11 protein-coding genes and 2 pseudogenes are annotated in these 14,817 nt (G+C 59.5%); 3 read left to right on the forward strand and 10 right to left on the reverse strand.

What is annotated here, in order from left to right; all coding sequences use genetic code 11:
• Nucleotides 1-614: 614 nt before the first annotated feature.
• The 7 genes from GA0061101_RS25465 to poxB all read right to left on the reverse strand — a co-directional run bounded on the left by GA0061101_RS25465 (nt 615) and on the right by poxB (nt 8,908).
• Nucleotides 615-1,625 (reverse strand): polysaccharide pyruvyl transferase family protein, encoded by a 1,011-nt coding sequence (locus GA0061101_RS25465; protein WP_037197043.1) that lies wholly within the window; start codon nt 1,623-1,625, stop codon nt 615-617.
• A gap of 58 nt (nt 1,626-1,683) precedes the next feature.
• The gene (locus GA0061101_RS25470) at nt 1,684-3,168 is read right to left on the reverse strand and encodes a lipopolysaccharide biosynthesis protein (RefSeq protein ID WP_092575545.1); all 1,485 of its coding nucleotides are present in this window, start codon (nt 3,166-3,168) and stop codon (nt 1,684-1,686) included.
• Between the two features lie 215 nt (nt 3,169-3,383).
• Nucleotides 3,384-3,536: a hypothetical protein gene (locus GA0061101_RS39540; protein WP_162734476.1), complete on the reverse strand. Its 153-nt coding sequence runs from the start codon at nt 3,534-3,536 to the stop codon at nt 3,384-3,386.
• A gap of 18 nt (nt 3,537-3,554) precedes the next feature.
• Nucleotides 3,555-4,484 carry a bestrophin-like domain gene (locus GA0061101_RS25475; protein ID WP_245297571.1) on the reverse strand — a complete coding sequence of 310 codons (930 nt, stop codon included), beginning with the start codon at nt 4,482-4,484 and terminating at the stop codon, nt 3,555-3,557.
• Nucleotides 4,485-4,606: 122 nt separating this feature from the next.
• A complete protein-coding gene (locus GA0061101_RS25480; protein WP_037197041.1) occupies nt 4,607-6,331 on the reverse strand; it encodes a peptidoglycan D,D-transpeptidase FtsI family protein in 1,725 nt (574 codons plus the stop codon).
• A gap of 316 nt (nt 6,332-6,647) precedes the next feature.
• Nucleotides 6,648-7,169 carry an FUSC family protein gene (locus tag GA0061101_RS25485; protein WP_245297572.1) on the reverse strand — a complete coding sequence of 174 codons (522 nt, stop codon included), beginning with the start codon at nt 7,167-7,169 and terminating at the stop codon, nt 6,648-6,650.
• A gap of 14 nt (nt 7,170-7,183) precedes the next feature.
• Nucleotides 7,184-8,908, reverse strand: coding sequence for a ubiquinone-dependent pyruvate dehydrogenase (gene poxB, locus GA0061101_RS25490; RefSeq protein ID WP_037197039.1), 1,725 nt, complete (start codon nt 8,906-8,908; stop codon nt 7,184-7,186).
• 427 nt (nt 8,909-9,335) lie between these two features.
• Here poxB and GA0061101_RS25495 point away from each other — a divergent pair, with 427 nt between their 5' ends.
• Together GA0061101_RS25495 and GA0061101_RS25500 are read left to right on the forward strand one after the other, a co-directional pair.
• Nucleotides 9,336-9,482, forward strand: a complete 147-nt coding sequence (locus tag GA0061101_RS25495) for a DUF1127 domain-containing protein (protein ID WP_080739486.1) — start codon at nt 9,336-9,338, stop codon at nt 9,480-9,482.
• Nucleotides 9,483-10,048: 566 nt separating this feature from the next.
• Nucleotides 10,049-10,525 (forward strand): annotated as a pseudogene (locus GA0061101_RS25500) (hypothetical protein); the annotation flags it as partial.
• 267 nt (nt 10,526-10,792) lie between these two features.
• On the opposite strand, the gene GA0061101_RS25505 reads toward GA0061101_RS25500, so the two are convergent.
• Nucleotides 10,793-10,996, reverse strand: a complete 204-nt coding sequence (locus tag GA0061101_RS25505; RefSeq protein ID WP_007693942.1) for a cold-shock protein — start codon at nt 10,994-10,996, stop codon at nt 10,793-10,795.
• 152 nt (nt 10,997-11,148) lie between these two features.
• Between GA0061101_RS25505 and GA0061101_RS25510 the strand changes: the two are divergent.
• Nucleotides 11,149-11,343, forward strand: a pseudogene (locus GA0061101_RS25510) (Fic/DOC family N-terminal domain-containing protein); the annotation flags it as partial.
• 13 nt (nt 11,344-11,356) lie between these two features.
• Here the strand turns inward: GA0061101_RS25510 and GA0061101_RS25515 are convergent.
• Both GA0061101_RS25515 and GA0061101_RS25520 read right to left on the reverse strand, forming a co-directional pair.
• Nucleotides 11,357-12,076 carry an ROK family protein gene (locus GA0061101_RS25515; protein WP_051963496.1) on the reverse strand — a complete coding sequence of 240 codons (720 nt, stop codon included), beginning with the start codon at nt 12,074-12,076 and terminating at the stop codon, nt 11,357-11,359.
• 40 nt (nt 12,077-12,116) lie between these two features.
• Nucleotides 12,117-14,540, reverse strand: a complete 2,424-nt coding sequence (locus GA0061101_RS25520) for a glucan 1,4-alpha-glucosidase (protein WP_037197037.1) — start codon at nt 14,538-14,540, stop codon at nt 12,117-12,119.
• Nucleotides 14,541-14,817 lie beyond the last annotated feature (277 nt).

Here is a 14,817-nt window from a genome sequence, read left to right on the forward strand (position 1 = left end):
CATATTCCTTCTGCGCTATAGAATGCGTCGGTGTCTTGTCCCATGCCCGGGCAAGCCGATGGAGAGGGCTGCAGGGCCGCTCTCCATTGCAATCGCTATCTCCCCCGTCAATCCCCTCGTCACGTTGTTGCGTGTCACCGCAAAAGAAGTCTAGCTCTTGTTCCTACACAAGTCTCGACCGTTCGCTTCCCCGATCCTCTTGATTTCCGCCAGGAGGGAGTGGACCCCTGGAGCTGGCCATGGGAGCCTTCCAAACTAGGCCGCCGCAACTTTTGTATTCTATGAAGCCTGAATGCCTCAATCCTGAAATCCTCGGCCGTCATACGCACCGAAGCCGCTTCTCAGCTTAAATAGCAACTGGCCGGCACCGTTCTCAAATCAGGCGGGAGATGAACCGTCTGAAATCATTGGCGTGCAATTCTCACGGTCACGCGCGACAGCCGGGTGTCGGCCCAAGCGCGGCGAGTTTTCGCTTGGGCCGACGGTCAGGGCATTGATGAGGTCAATGGTGCGCGATCGATGGGCAGGAGCCCTTGACGCCCTTGTCGGATGACCTGGGAAACCCATGATGAGGCAACTTGGCGAAGGCAATGATGAGCCCTGGTGCCGACGCGTTACGCAGCCGGCGCTAGCTGCTGGTCGGCCTGATAACGCGCCCAGGCAATCCCATCGTCGAGCGATGTCGCCCGGTAGGCTAGATCGGTGCCGCCGGAAAATGCAGCCATGAATCGACGAATCTTGCCATAGCTGTTGTCCAGCACCGCGTGCGGTCGTCCAAGCAGCAGAGAGCAGATATGGACATGAAGCCGGTCGGTGACGATCGCGCGACCACGGGAGATTTGGCGGATGCCGCGACGCAGTCGGTTATGTGCCGCCGCGTCGAGTTTGCGCAGCCGTATTTCGGCCGGCTTAAGTGCCAGCAGAGCCGTCGCCGCGCCGACGGCCTTGGAGATGCGCACGCGCCTGGCGGATTCGGTGGTCCAGTCCTCTTTGGGAATGTCGGGATAGGCGGAGAGGTCTGCATCTCCTACCTTTTCGAGATCGGATCTCAGCATGGCAAGGACGGGAAATTCCGGCGCTTCCGGCTCGATTGCTCCGATGCAGAAGGCCATGTCAGGGCAAAGCCGCACCTCGCAATCGAAATGCTTGAGGGCAAACTCCTTCGATTCTTCGTCGCGTACCAGCAATACGAAGTGCTTGTGGCGCCCGATGACGCGGGCACTCTCGTCCAGACGTGCCTGCGACTTGTAGTGGATGGATTGCGGGAACTGAATCACCTGACGATTCGGAAACCTCTCCAGGACCTTTTCGCGGAAATCCTGATGTGCGTCCCAGATATCGCCGAAGTTGCCGCCCCCATGAATGAAGATCGGGCCGGTTGGCATGATACGCTCGAGCTGCTCGGGCGAGAAGTCATCGATCCGCGACACATAGGCCGGCCGCTTACGGTGCCTGTTCTGGAGATAGGCCATTTCGCCCAACCAGATGGCAGAGTCGCCGCAGTTGCGGATGTCCGGAAAGTCGAGGATCGCCAAGGGCTCGTCATCACTGATGTAGTCCCTCAGGCAATCGTGGACCGTGCTTTCCAGTTTCGTGATCAGCGTTAGATTGGATTGCAATGTCATTTCCCCATTCCCCCATTCAGACGACAAGGCAGTCCGGCCGACATCGGCCGCACATTCTTCAGGCAAGGCGTAGTTTCGGCAGCACTTTGCCGAGGATGGTTTGAACCTCCGTTTCGGGGCCGGCCGGTCGTTTCATCAACGTCCACAGCAGTAAGGTCGAACCGCAATAGAGCAGGCCGCCAAGCAGGATCAGTATTGCGAGGTGCGTGACGAGCACGACCTTGTCGTCCGTGGGCGCCAGGTGGCTCGAGGCGAGCGAGACACCGGCGGCCATCACCGCGACGCTTGCGAGCGCCCGAAGGTTCACCGACAATTGCTTCAGTACGGTAACGCCGGTGAAGCGCCGCACGAGCATCATGTTGACAACGGTGCTGAACAGGCCGGTGAACACGCGGCCCAGGATGACCCCCGGAAGGCCGTAGAGCATCAGACCGGCGATCATGATCGGCACCCGCAGGCAGAACATCTGGGTATCGCGAACGAAGAGCACCCGCGTCTCGCCCTTCGCCATGCCGAGCGGCTGCACCAGCGAGCCCAGCGTCTGCAGCGCAAAGACTGAGGCAAGTGACTGGATGATGAAGATGACCGGCGTCCACTTGTCGCCCAGCGCAAGCCTGACCAGTGGCTCGGCGGTCACCGCAACGCCGATGCCGGCGGGAAGCGCAATGGCGGCGACGAGCGCCTGCACACGCTGATAGGCGGCGGCGAGTCTGGCCGGATCGTTGTGAATGCCGGCAAAGGCCGGATATATTGTTTGCGTGAGGGGCGCGGCCGCTTCCCGCGTCGGCATCATGGCGAGGTTGCTTCCTACCGAATAAAAGCCGAGCTGGACCCCGCCGAGCATCTTGCCGACCAACAGATAATCGAAGCGCCAGTTGAGTGTACTGACGATCTGGCCGGCGGTGAGCCAGGCGGAAAAGGAGAAGAACTCCCGCATATGCTGAAAGGTGATCCTGGGCCGGAACGGCAGCACGAGATAGGAGACGATGACATTCGTTGCCTGGCTTATGAGGGTACCGACGACCAGCGCCCAATAGCTTTGATAGATGACCGCTATTGCCACCGAGGCGACGAAGCCGGCGAACTTCTGTGAAACGGCAAGCACGAATTCCTGCCAGAAAATCAGATCGCGCTGGAGCATGATACGGCGCGGATTGGTGAGACCACCCATCAGCATGCTGACGCCAAGTGCCAGCATTACGCCTGTCAGTCTGGGCTCGTCGAACAGGACGGCGGTAGGATAGGCAAAGATCGCGAACAGGATGCAGATTGCCAGCCCACGTGCGGCATTGAGGGTCCAGGCAGCGCTGAAATGGGATTCTTCCGGCGCCGCATGACGGATTAACGCCTCAGAGAGCGAGAGCTCGGTAACTGTCGTGACGATCAACAGTATCGTCATGCCCAGAGCGACCACGCCGAAATCGGAGGGTGCGAGATAGCGTGCCAGAACGAACGTGCTGAGGGTGGCAAGCCCGTTCACGATCGTCCGAGACAGGCTTAACCACATGCTTCCCTTGACGAGCCGTCCGGTGATGTTGGCCATACGATGTTAAAGTTCCCACTGTGCGATGATGCGACCACACCGTTACCCGCGCGGATATTCGTTGCCGTACCAACCCCTTACGGGCTGGAACAGCTGGGCAGAATTACATGTCGCTGTGAAAGGGCGACCAAAGGGCAACCCCGGCGTCTAAGCAGGAACTAGTTCGAAGAATCCGTATGTCAACATTTCAGGTTCATTTTCGCATCATTTTTAATTCATTTTCGCATCATCTTCAGATCGCGTGTCCATGTCGCCTGGCGGGACGGTGCCTGCGTATCGCCCATGCACTCGTCGACGAGGTGGCGCAGCGTCTCGACACCCCCGAAGCACGGGATGATCTGCCAGCCAGCCGCCGCCTTGGCTGCCAAGCGGCACGTAGCCGACCGCTATTGTGCCAGCATATCGGCGAGCGCATTCCGCATGGATGTACTCGAGATACCGAAAAGACCGCCATAGGGGAGATCAAGATCCAGGATGACAAACATGACGCTCGCGACTGAAACGATGGCGACAGCGACAATCGAGCCTGCGAGCAGATTTTTCGGAGCTTGAAGGCCGAAGCTTAGAAATACGAGCATAAGCCAGAAGATCAGGACTCCCAGAAAGGGCGCGGACAGTGAGCCATGCGCGTCTTCTATGACCGTCCATCGCCCCATCATGAGATTGGTGAAGACCTGATGGCAACGTGTGACGAGCGCCTGATGGAACGGATCGGCGGGCTGCTGGTGGGCAATGCCGAGCCCTATGGTGTTCAGAATTACCCCCAGAGCCGGCGCTTCGCCGACCAACGGCAGTTTTGATATGTCAGGATACGCCACCCCTGGTGGCTGTGGCTCTTCGGGCCATGTGCTGGCAATGACGGCGGCGGTGTAGCTGTGCAGAAGTTGTCTTTCGTTGTCCAATGCGGAGCCGTAATTTCTCAGACAAAGGTCCATTTCCGCGAGGCCGGCAGCGTAGTGGTTGCGATCGTGGGAAGCCGTTGTGTATGCATTGAGCTCTGACGCCAGCAGCAGGCTCATCACGAGCGCGGCAAAGGTCACGAGCAAAGCTGTTACAACTCGAAGAAAGTCTATTGTCTCGTTGCCGCGGTGCGGAGCAGGCAATCTGTCGCGCAATACCGAACCAGCCGTGGCGCTAATCATGAGGAGAATAAATAAAGCCAGCGTCCAGACTGCTTCGCGTTGCATAAAATACTGCTCCAGCTGTGTCTGGCCATAGATTATGACATGTATTTCGGCAGAGCGGGAGCACAAAAGCTTGGTGATTTTTCCGCTTCGTCGCGTGACGCTATTGTAATAGCCGGCGGCCTGTTGCACCGATTGGCTCTACGCTGCAACATGCGCAGCCCTGGAGACCCGACTACAGGGCTTCGAAGAGATTTATTCGTAAAGCGACCTGTCGGTGCTCGTATCTCATCGTTGTTGGAACAACGGCGCCCTCAATAGGCGGCAATCACGTTCGTCCCGAAATCCGGCTCGACGCCGAGGATCGGCGCCGCACGGCTGATGATGTCGTGAACCATCGGCGCGGCCGTTTCGGCGGCGAGGTTCAGGTTGTGTAACCCCGTCAACGGTTGGTCGATGAAGGCTAGCACCACATATTTCGGGTTTGCCATGGGAAAGGCGGCGAGGAAGGAATTGAAGCTGAGCTTATGCGAATAGACGCCGTGGATCACCTTGTTTGCGGTGCCTGTCTTTCCGCCGACATGATAGCCGGGGACGTCAGCAGACCTACCGGTGCCCTGCTCGCCGTTCAGCCTGAACAGATATCTGATCGTGTCGCTGGTGCTCTTCTTGACGATCGTCGTTTCGGTCTTTTCCGCCTCTTCCTGCGTGCGCGGAAGGAAGGTAGGCTCGATCAGCTTGCCGCCGTCAATGAGGGCTGCGCCGGCGACGGCGGTCTGCATCGGCGTGGTGGCGACGCCATGACCGAACGCTATGGTTATGGAGTTGAGCTTCTTCCAAACTCTTGGCTGACTCGGCGCTTTCACCTCGGGCAGTTCCGTCTGCATCTTTGACAACAGTCCGAAGCGGGTCAGATAGGCCTTCTGGTCGCTCATGCCCACCTTGTCCATCATCTTGGCGGTGCCGATGTTGGAGGAATAGCGGAAGATTTCCGGGATCGAAAGAACACGCCGCGGCACGTCGCGGTCATCATGGATGGTGAAGCCGCCGTAATGCAGGGGAGCGCTGGCGTCGAAGGTGTCCGTCAGCTTGACCGTACCGGTATCGAGGGCCAACGCGATCGAGAAGGTCTTAAACACCGAGCCCATCTCGTCGGTGCCGTTCGACATTCGGTTCAGCCAACCCTTGTCGCCGTCGGCCTGCGGATCGTTCGGATCGAAATCGGGGGCCGAGGCCATGGCCAGCACTTCGCCGGTGTGGATGTCGAGAATGACGGCGCCGGCCGCCTGACTCTGGTAGCGGCCGATCGCATCCGACACCACGTCGTGGACGATGTTCTGAACGCGCAGGTCCACCGAAAGTCGCACAGGCTGCAGCGAGTCTTGACTCGTCAAGCCGGTGGAATCGAGATCCGAGAGGCCCTGAGTGTCGAGATATTTCTCCATTCCGGCAACGCCATGATTGTCGATATCGACATAGCCGAGGATGTGGGCCGCGGTGCGGCCGCCTGGATAGAAACGTTTGATTTCCGGTCGAAAACCGATCGCCGGAATGCCGAGCGCCAAAATCTCGCTCTGCTGCTTCGGCGTCAATTGGCGGCGCAGCCAAGCGAAGTGCGAGCGACGGTCGGCGAGCTTTTTATAGAGGGATTTGCGGTCGATATCGGGAAAGACCTCGGCTATTTTCTCCACCGCCTCGTCCGGATCGACAACACGGTTCGGCTCGGCAAACATCGACACGGTACGGATGTCAGTCGCGAGCAACTCGCCGTTTCGATCGACGATATCGGGACGTGCGGCTGTCACATGTTCCGCCGGGATCGATGACGTGTCGTCCCTTGGCCCCATGCCGAAATTGATAAGTCTGGCGAAGATCACGACGTAGATCATGATCAGCCCGCCGCTGAGCATCACGATGCGGGTTTTCGCAAGCTTGGCATGACCTTTGGTTTGCACGGAAGGGCGCCCGCGCGATTCGGGGCCGAAGGTGAGCCTGACGAGGCGGCCGCTGTTTGCGCTTAAAGCATGGATGATCGACATTGCTGATTTATTCGCGAGAACTGGAAAAGCGGATGCGCCTTTCGATCAGAAATTTATAGCGTCAAGATGGTTAACAAGAATCTAATCTTTGATTGTCCGTTTGCCGCCCACACCCATCGTGTCCGCGCTCCGGACCACTGGAAAGCCGTGACCGCCACGCTTGTGGCAGTCGGAATCTCGGTAGCCGTCAAGACTGCGGCTCGATCTATCACTTCAAACGCAGCGCGACATTGCCTCGGTTATCACCGCCTTTTCCACGGGCATGTCCACGCTTTTGATTTCAGTTGTTTCTCCAGGCATGCACGGGAGAGCGCCATCACGGCTTTTCCGGCAAATCGGCAGGATCAGGCCCCGCTCTGCCAAACATGCCCCTAATCACTGCTTCCGAGACGGCATGCAACGCCGCACCGACCAAGCCGCCGAGAAAAACCTCGGTACCGCGATAAAGGCCGACCATGTAGAGAGGCATGCCCGGATCTACCGTCAGGAACACGATCGGCCCTGTCCACATGCAGACCCTAACTGCGGGATAGCGGCGCGCGACGATGGCGCAGAGCCCGACGGCAAGCGCGATCTGGATTGCCACATCGGCGCCAAGCGGAGCGGTGAGGCTGCCGACGGCCACGGCGACGACGATGCCGATCACCGTGCCGATCAGCCGCCAGGCCATGGCGCTGCGCGTTTCGGTCAGCTTCTCCTGCGAGACGATGATCCCCGACATCGCCGCCCATACCGGATGCGGCAGGCCGATAGCGGATGCCAGCATGTAGGAGAATGTCGCTGCAGCCGAGCAGCGCAATACGAAGGCCACATGCCTGGCGAGCTCCAGTCCGGTCACGCGCCGCTCTCCTGTCAGAGCCTGAGATTGGTTTTGGCGAGTTCCACGACCTCGTCGCCCCGACCATTGATGATCGCTTTCAGCATGTAGAGGCTGAAGCCCTTGGCCTGTTCGAGCTTGATCTTTGGCGGCATGACCAGTTCCTGCTTTGCCGTGACGACATCCACGAGCACCGGGCCGCGATGCGCCAATGCCTCGCGCAGCGCGCCCTCGAGATTACCGGAATCCTCGACCCGGTACGCCTTGACGCCCATCGCCTGGGCCATGGCGGCAAAGTTCGGGTTCTTCAGGTCGGTCCCGGTGTCGAGGAAGCCGCCGGCCTTCATTTCCATGGCAACGAAGCCCAGCGAGCCGTTGTTGAAGACGACTATCTTCACCGGCAGTTCGAGCTGGGAAAGGGTGATGAAGTCGCCCATCATCATCGTGAAGCCGCCATCGCCGGAGAGCGACACGACCTGCCGGTCGGGCGCGGCTGCCTGAGCACCAATGGCCTGCAGCATGGCATTGGCCATCGAGCCGTGGTTGAACGAGCCGAGCAGGCGACGCTTGCCGTTCATCGTCAGATAGCGGGCCGCCCATACGGTCGGCGTGCCGACATCGGCGGTGAAGATCGCGTCCTCAGACGCGATTTTGCTTATCAGCCGCGCCAGATACTGGGGGTGGATGGGATTGCCCTTCGCCGACGGCACGGCGAGATCGTCGAGTCCCTTTCGGGCCTCGGCATAATGCTTGCGGGCGGCATCGAGGAAGGCATGGTTCGGTCGATCCTTAAGGTGCGGAAGTAGCGCTGCGATTGTCTCGGACACATCGCCAACGATGCCTTGGGTCAGTTGCGTCCGTTTGCCGAGTGCGCCTGGGTTGCGGTCGATCTGAACGATCCTGGCATCCTTGGGATAGAAGGGACGGTAGGGGAAATCAGTTCCCAGCATCAAGAGCGTGTCGCAGTTCAACATGGCATGATAGCCCGACGAAAAGCCGATCAGTCCGGTCATGCCGACGTCATAGGGATTGTCCCATTCGACATGTTCCTTGCCGCGCAGGGCATGAACGACCGGCGCGCCGAGCTTTTCAGCCAGCGCCACCACAGCATCATGGGCACCGGCGCAGCCGCTGCCGGCCAGGATCGTTATGGCGTCCGATCCGTTGAGCAGCGTCGAGAGCCGGCTGATCTCTGCGTCCGAAGGGAGAATGCGCGGCGGCTGCAGTTGCGCCCAGCCTGTTTTCGCGCCCGCTGGTGCGTCGGCGAGCGCCACGTCGCCTGGAATGACGAGCACGGCCACGCCATTGCGACCGATTGCCGTGTTGAGCGCCCTGTGCAGGATCTCCGGCATCTGGGCGGGATTGGATACCAGTTCGCAGAAATCGCTGCATTCGCGGAACAGCTCCTGCGGATGGGTTTCCTGGAAATAGCCCAGGCCGATTTCCGAGGACGGGATATGAGCGGCGATCGCCAGGACGGGCACGTGGTTGCGCTGGCAGTCGTAGAGCCCGTTGATCAGATGCAGGTTCCCCGGTCCGCAACTCCCTGCGCAGACAGCAAGCTTGCCGGTGACGGCAGCTTCCGCGCCGGCCGCAAAAGCGGCGGTCTCCTCATGGCGCACATGCATCCAATCGATCCGGCCGAGACGCCGCAGGCTGTCGTTGAGGCCGTTCAGGCTGTCGCCCGTCACTCCCCATATGCGCTCGACGCCGGCTTCCGCCAAGGTTTCAGCCAACAGATCGGCAAGGGTCTGCGTCATGGAGTTGCTCCTTCGGTCGTGAGACGGGGCGCAGATGGCTTGTGGGCGCTATCTCGCCGGGTGAATCTCCCTTTGAGAATAGCGCGGATCCACGTCGGAGAAACGGGGCGATGTGGCATTTTTCTTCGAGGCTTCCGCGACCGGGTTGGTCACGATGGCGCAGCTGCCCCAGAAGCTTGTCCTCATCGAGATAGATGCGAGACAACTGCCTGGTGCGCCGAGCAATGTTTGGACCGTCGAACAGATTTTGGCCTAAAAAACGATCATCCCTCATGTAATCCGTGAAACCAATGCATTGAATGCATAGGTGCAGTGCGGGATTATCTCTGTTTTAAACCGATTGAAACGCCTATATTCCAATCATCGAAACGACGCCGGGGCCAAACAAGGTTGCTGACGTCAGAAAGCCTCAGGAAAGGGGATTATCATGAACGTAGCACGCTCTTTCAACAACTGGCGCAAGTTCCGTCAGACTGTTAACGAACTCGGTCGCATGTCCAGCCGCGAACTGCAGGACCTCGGCATCGATCGTGCCGATATCCGCAGCGTTGCCCGCGCATCGATCGCGCGCTAACCGCATAGTCTTTACGACTGCTCGACGCCCGCTGATGACGCGGGCGTTTTTGCGTCAGCCGCTCCTGTTCGAGATCGGTTTTCTCCTCCTTCTGTACCGAGTTTTCCGACTTGTGTTTCTTGCATAGCTGCAGTGCAGCATAAGCTATATGAAATCTCGATGATTGGGGTATTGTTAGCTCCATCGAAGTGATGCACCTCCTCCCGCAGAGCTTCGAGTTTCAGACGGCCCACTCCTCCTCCCAGTCGCTGTTCGGTTCTTTTCGAAAAGCCTGCCGCACCTCCTCCCGCGGCAGGCTTTTTCGTTTTGGACCATGTTTCCTTGCCAGAAAGCATTCAAGATAGCCCCGCTGCGAAGGCGCCTAACGGCTGCAATAGATCGGATATGCCGGGCAAACATTCCAAGCCAATTTACCGTCTGCCATTCCAACCCTTTGTAAGCATGGAACTTTCTGCAAATGGGTTGGCGGTTCGAGCCCCTTCAAACCGCCTGAGGCAAAGTCATATCTGTCGAAATCGCCTTCAGCGCGCCGCTCGCGAGGCCCTTGGTGATGTGTCGATGCAGCGCTTCGCAGACTTCCGCTTTTCCGTGACGGCTCGGTGCAATGCGCTGTTCTGTTCGAGGAGAAGAAGAAGCTGGTCGTGCCTGCCGATCACAGGGTGTGCGACAGAGACCTGATCGATCCGAAGGAACGCGCGTTCGAGACCTTGCCGACACTACCGGATAATCATCGGTTGGGAGCGTGGGCGGCGATCCATTTCCCTGACCACACGCCCTCTGGGAAGCCCATTGCGCGCGAGCCGGTCATGACGGCGATCGGGGAACGTCTTGCGGTCGTCGAATCACGCGAGGCTGTCGTCATCGTTGGCGAGCACCTTGAGCGCTACTATTCGAATCCCGCCATCAGATATATCGAGATTGGTGTTGCTCCCGTGGAAACCGCTCTTGTGAGGCGTCGAGTTGATCGCCGGCGCGCAATACAGGATCTCGAAGAGTGCTCACGCGATGTCGCAGCTGGGTTGGTCGATACCGCAGAGGGTTGAGGGCGCCGCAGTCGGGGCGTGGCGCGCTGACGACTGCGCGGATAGCCTTGCAGCGAAACGGCGCAAAAATCCCGCGGATCGGAACAAAGCAGGCATGCTCGGAGAGCAAGCCAAAAGAAAGCGGCGCCATGTCGGGCCGGGTTCTGAAATAGTCGTTGTCTGCACGCCGGAGCGGCTGGTTCGATTCCACTCAAGCAGTGGGGTTGATTTAGCCTGTTCTAATCATGAAGCAGGCTAAATCCGCGGCGGGTCCGCTAGCTCATGCGATCAGAGCACGCTGACGTTTTCAGCCTTCGACTTTCCAGTCTTCCGGTCCTGGCCCAATTCGTAGCTAACCTTCTCACCTTCTCTGAGAGAACCGCCCCGCTGCAGAGCGGAAACGTGAACGAACACATCCGTTCCTCCGTTCTCGGGAGTAATGAAGCCAAATCCCTTGTCTTCATTGAAAAATTTCACAGTACCTGTAGGCATCGTATTTCCTCTTCACTTCCACGGCCATCTAGCTCGCGCACTGACCTTATAGCGCGTGTGCTTTACTATCAACAATCCGAAACTCTTCAAGAGTTTCCCATTTTCCGGAGATTTCAGCCATCAAGGTAGGATTTTGATGAAGTTCTCCCCTTCTTTTGTCGCGGCTTAGCTTGGCGGAGCGTGCCGTCGGACGGCTAGACGATATCACGACGCCGTTCCGCGTCGAGAGCTGTTTCTTTAGATGTATGTCAGGAAGGAAGCCGTTCTATCCTCGCAGATCGCAGGAACACGATCGACGATCTCCGATCTCCTTCGTTTTTGAGACGGAGGCGCAGGCGGGCAAGCCATGCCGGATTCAGCCTAAAATCTCAGGCTTTCGTCCGTCCATAGGCGAAAGCCGCCAAGAAATGCATTCTCGTTGTCGCCGGCGCGGCAGCCGTCGGGCAGCTTCTCGAGCTTGTCGACATTGCCGCCACCAATGACAGTTTCATGCGGCAGCAGGGCCGCTTGCAATCTGCCGACGATCTTCTCGACCGATTTGCGCCATTTCTTCTTGCCATATTTCACGAGACCGCGCTCGCCGGCGAAGTCCTCGAACGTCTCATTATTTTTGTAGGGCAGATGTGCAAGTTCCATGGGCAAGCAGACGTGATCGACGACCATTGCCGAACCCAGCCCGGTGCCCAGCCCAACAAACAGCATGTTGCCGCCCGCATAGCTGCCGATCGCCTGCAAAACTGCGTCGTTGACGAGCCTGACAGGCTTGCCGAAAGCGGCGGAAAAATCGAAGTCCTTCCAGCCGGCCCCCAGATTGTGCGGCTCCGCCGCTGGTTTATTGTCGGCGACCGGGCCGGGATATCCCATGCCGATGACGTCGTATTGCCAGTCGGCGGTAAGCTCCTTGACTGCTTCGACCATCTTTTGCGCGGACATTGCCGCACCGGAGACGGCTGCCCGCCGGTCGCTGCCGGAACTCAGACGCGTTTTGACATGCGAGCCGCCAAGATCGATTGCCAGGACGACGAGATCCTGCGGCGCGGCCGACGTTGTGTGCTCGAGAGATTCGGGTTTTGCGGTCACGGTGCGTCTCCCCTTCTGGTAGGTTTGTTGTTAGTGACGTTTAGGCGTCGCCGTCGGCCACGACGACTGAGAAATCCTCTCCCTCCCAATGGTCGGTGTCAGACCAATAGAAGGTGAAGGCGATCACCGCGCCCTTTGGCAGCCGTTCAGTCGCAAGCTCCGCAACATCGATGCCGAAGCCGTTTTGGCGGGTTGTGGTATCGCTTGCGCTTTCCCAACCATCCGAACTCCAGCGCACCACAGCCCGCGCCATCACTTCGATTCTCAGGCGCTTGCCGACAGAAACCCGCGATGTCTTGTTGTTAAAGCGCCAGAGCACGAAGGGCGCGGTGGTCTTGTTCTTGATATAGCGCTCGACGCCCTGTGGCGGCATGTCGAAAACGGCATTGTCTCTCAGCGAACGCAGCAGCTTGATGTGTTCGGCATGCGCCCAGACGAGCGGCATCGCACTGCCGGATGGCTCGCCGAAAACAAGGCCTCGCTCGGGTATGTCAGCCTGGTCCCATACTTGCTCGGGCAGAAGCCCGCCCGGTCCTGCAGAGCCTTCAAGAGCGCTGAGCAACGCGATCGCCGCTTTTGGCCTGCCGGCAGCAAGTTCATAGTGGGCTCGTTCGCCGGCGAGCAATGGCCACGGGCGACCGATGCCGATGCCGTCGAATGGGCCGCCATCGGCATGCTCGCCATAGCCGTCCCCAGTATAGCGATACCAGAGCGGACCTTGCGGCAGATCGCATTTGAGATGAGCGTCGATAACCCTGACGGTGTCCAGAATGCGTGGATCGTTGGCGGCACGCAATCCGAACCGAACCAGCGCCAAGGCATCCGGGCTGACGACGCGGGCCGTCGGCAGAAACGATTCCGAGAGCGGGCGGTTCTTGATCGGCACGAAACCATCGGCAGGCGAGGCGCCGTCGGCGATCTCGGGTGGGGCGATGCGCACATAATAGCCCTTGACCCCAAGATCGGCACTAGCGGCATCGGCGCCGACATAGGCCCAGCGCTCGATCTGGTCATTCCAGGCATCGGCGGTCTGTCTGAGATAATCGGCATTGTGGTCCTGTCCGGCAATCTCCAGAATGTCGGCAGCGGCGAGAAGCGCGGCGATCTCGACAGCAAGGGTAAAGGGAGAGAAGCCGCCGTCTTCCTCCCAGCGGTCCTCACCCGTTACCGGGCCGTTCACGACCACATAGCGCGCCGCTCGCTCGACCATCGAGACATAGGACAAGAGCGCTTCGCCGGTGAGCGCTCCTTCGCGGCGCAGCGCGTCAGCCAGCAGGATCGGAAAGGCGCATTCATCCATCTGTATGCCGGTCCAATAGGGTACGCCGTCGAGCCAGGCGTTCTGCGGCCAGTGCCCGTCCGCCTCCTGGATCGTCCGAAGATAGGCAAGGATACGGAGCGCATCTTGAGGGGCGCCGGCCGCAAGGAAGCCGCCGGCCGTCTCGACGAGATCGCGTGGCCAGACCAGGTGATAGCCTCCGAGATCCTCATCGCCCTTGGCAAAGCCCCAGGGGATAGACAGCGAGGCGACGGCCGGACCCTCGAAGGACAAAGGCCGGTGCGTGGCGAGAACGGCCGTCGATATCCGGTAGCGATTGAGTTCGGGCGGCGGCGCTCTCGGTTCGTCGAGCGCCAGTAGTGTGCTTTGCCATCTCCGCCAGTCGGCGACGTAGCTACGCTCGGCATCCTCGTAGCCGGCCTGCAGGCTGGCAAGCGCGTTGTAGCCCGCCTCCTCGGAACGGTTTCCGAAGCCGAGCGAGAGAAGAACGGTGTCGCTGCCGGCCGCAAGATCAATTTCGCCTGTTAGCGCGACGTTGCCGTCGGCGGCACGAGTGATGCGCGGGTCCAATTGGCCGGCCTCCTGCAACTGGCGCCATCCATCGGAAATGCCGACATAGCCGGCGGACGCCGTCCGCCATCCGCCGCTAACGGCAAGCGCCAGTGAGATACCGCCCTTGCCCGTCGCAAAGAGCATCGGCGTGCCCTTGTAATCGCCAACCCAGCCGGTGTTGCCGCTGCCGGCATTGACCAGATGCGGGGCGGCAAGCACATAGAGGCGATAGTCGTGGACCGACCCTTGCAACGCTTCGAATGATATTTGCTGCAGTAAGCTGTTGCGCACCGGATCGACGATGATGCGCTTGACGATCCGGTAGCGCCCATCGAGTGCCGTGTTGACGAGCCGATAGGCCGGAACGCCGTCCTCGATCGTCGTAACAATGCTTTCGGTATCGCGTTTTTCCTCGGAGAAATAGCCGTCCGGACCGGTGACGATCAGGCCAAGATCGCGCGTACAGGCGCAATCGACGCGCGGAAAATAGACTTCGTTGAGGATGCCGTGGCTCAGCGTGAACCATATGCGGCACGCCGATGAGAGCGCCGTGCCAACACCGCTCTTCGCGCTGGATGTCCAGCGAGGGGCGATACCCCCCGCATTAGAGCCCGAAGCATCGTCCTGTGTCATGCGTCCATCTCCGTTATCGGCGCAATCTGCTCCGACAAATCCGCTTCGGCAAGAGCTGCTTGCGACGCGCCGGGAATGGCGCGGCAACGGGGGTACCGATGGAATATTCGGATCGTCGATCAGGCCAGGAATTACCTACCCCTTAGCGATGAGGGGTTCGCATCGACTAACGAGATCACCGGCAGGCTGAACTTTTCTGTTGCCGCATAGGATTGGGGGGAAGAGCCGAAATCGTGAGCTTTGACACAGCAGGCACGGTGGCCGTCGATATTGTGAT

The organism is Martinezella lusitana (assembly GCF_900094565.1).
Lineage (GTDB): Bacteria > Pseudomonadota > Alphaproteobacteria > Rhizobiales > Rhizobiaceae > Rhizobium > Rhizobium lusitanum.

Coding starts and splice junctions, on each gene's coding strand:
- GA0061101_RS25465 (WP_037197043.1), bottom strand. CDS start 1,625: ATGACATTGCAATCCAATCTAACGCTGATCACGAAACTGGAAAGCACG.
- GA0061101_RS25470 (WP_092575545.1), bottom strand. CDS start 3,168: ATGGCCAACATCACCGGACGGCTCGTCAAGGGAAGCATGTGGTTAAGC.
- GA0061101_RS25480 (WP_037197041.1), bottom strand. CDS start 6,331: ATGTCGATCATCCATGCTTTAAGCGCAAACAGCGGCCGCCTCGTCAGG.
- poxB (WP_037197039.1), bottom strand. CDS start 8,908: ATGACGCAGACCCTTGCCGATCTGTTGGCTGAAACCTTGGCGGAAGCC.
- GA0061101_RS25495 (WP_080739486.1), top strand. CDS start 9,336: ATGAACGTAGCACGCTCTTTCAACAACTGGCGCAAGTTCCGTCAGACT.
- GA0061101_RS25505 (WP_007693942.1), bottom strand. CDS start 10,996: ATGCCTACAGGTACTGTGAAATTTTTCAATGAAGACAAGGGATTTGGC.
- GA0061101_RS25520 (WP_037197037.1), bottom strand. CDS start 14,540: ATGACACAGGACGATGCTTCGGGCTCTAATGCGGGGGGTATCGCCCCT.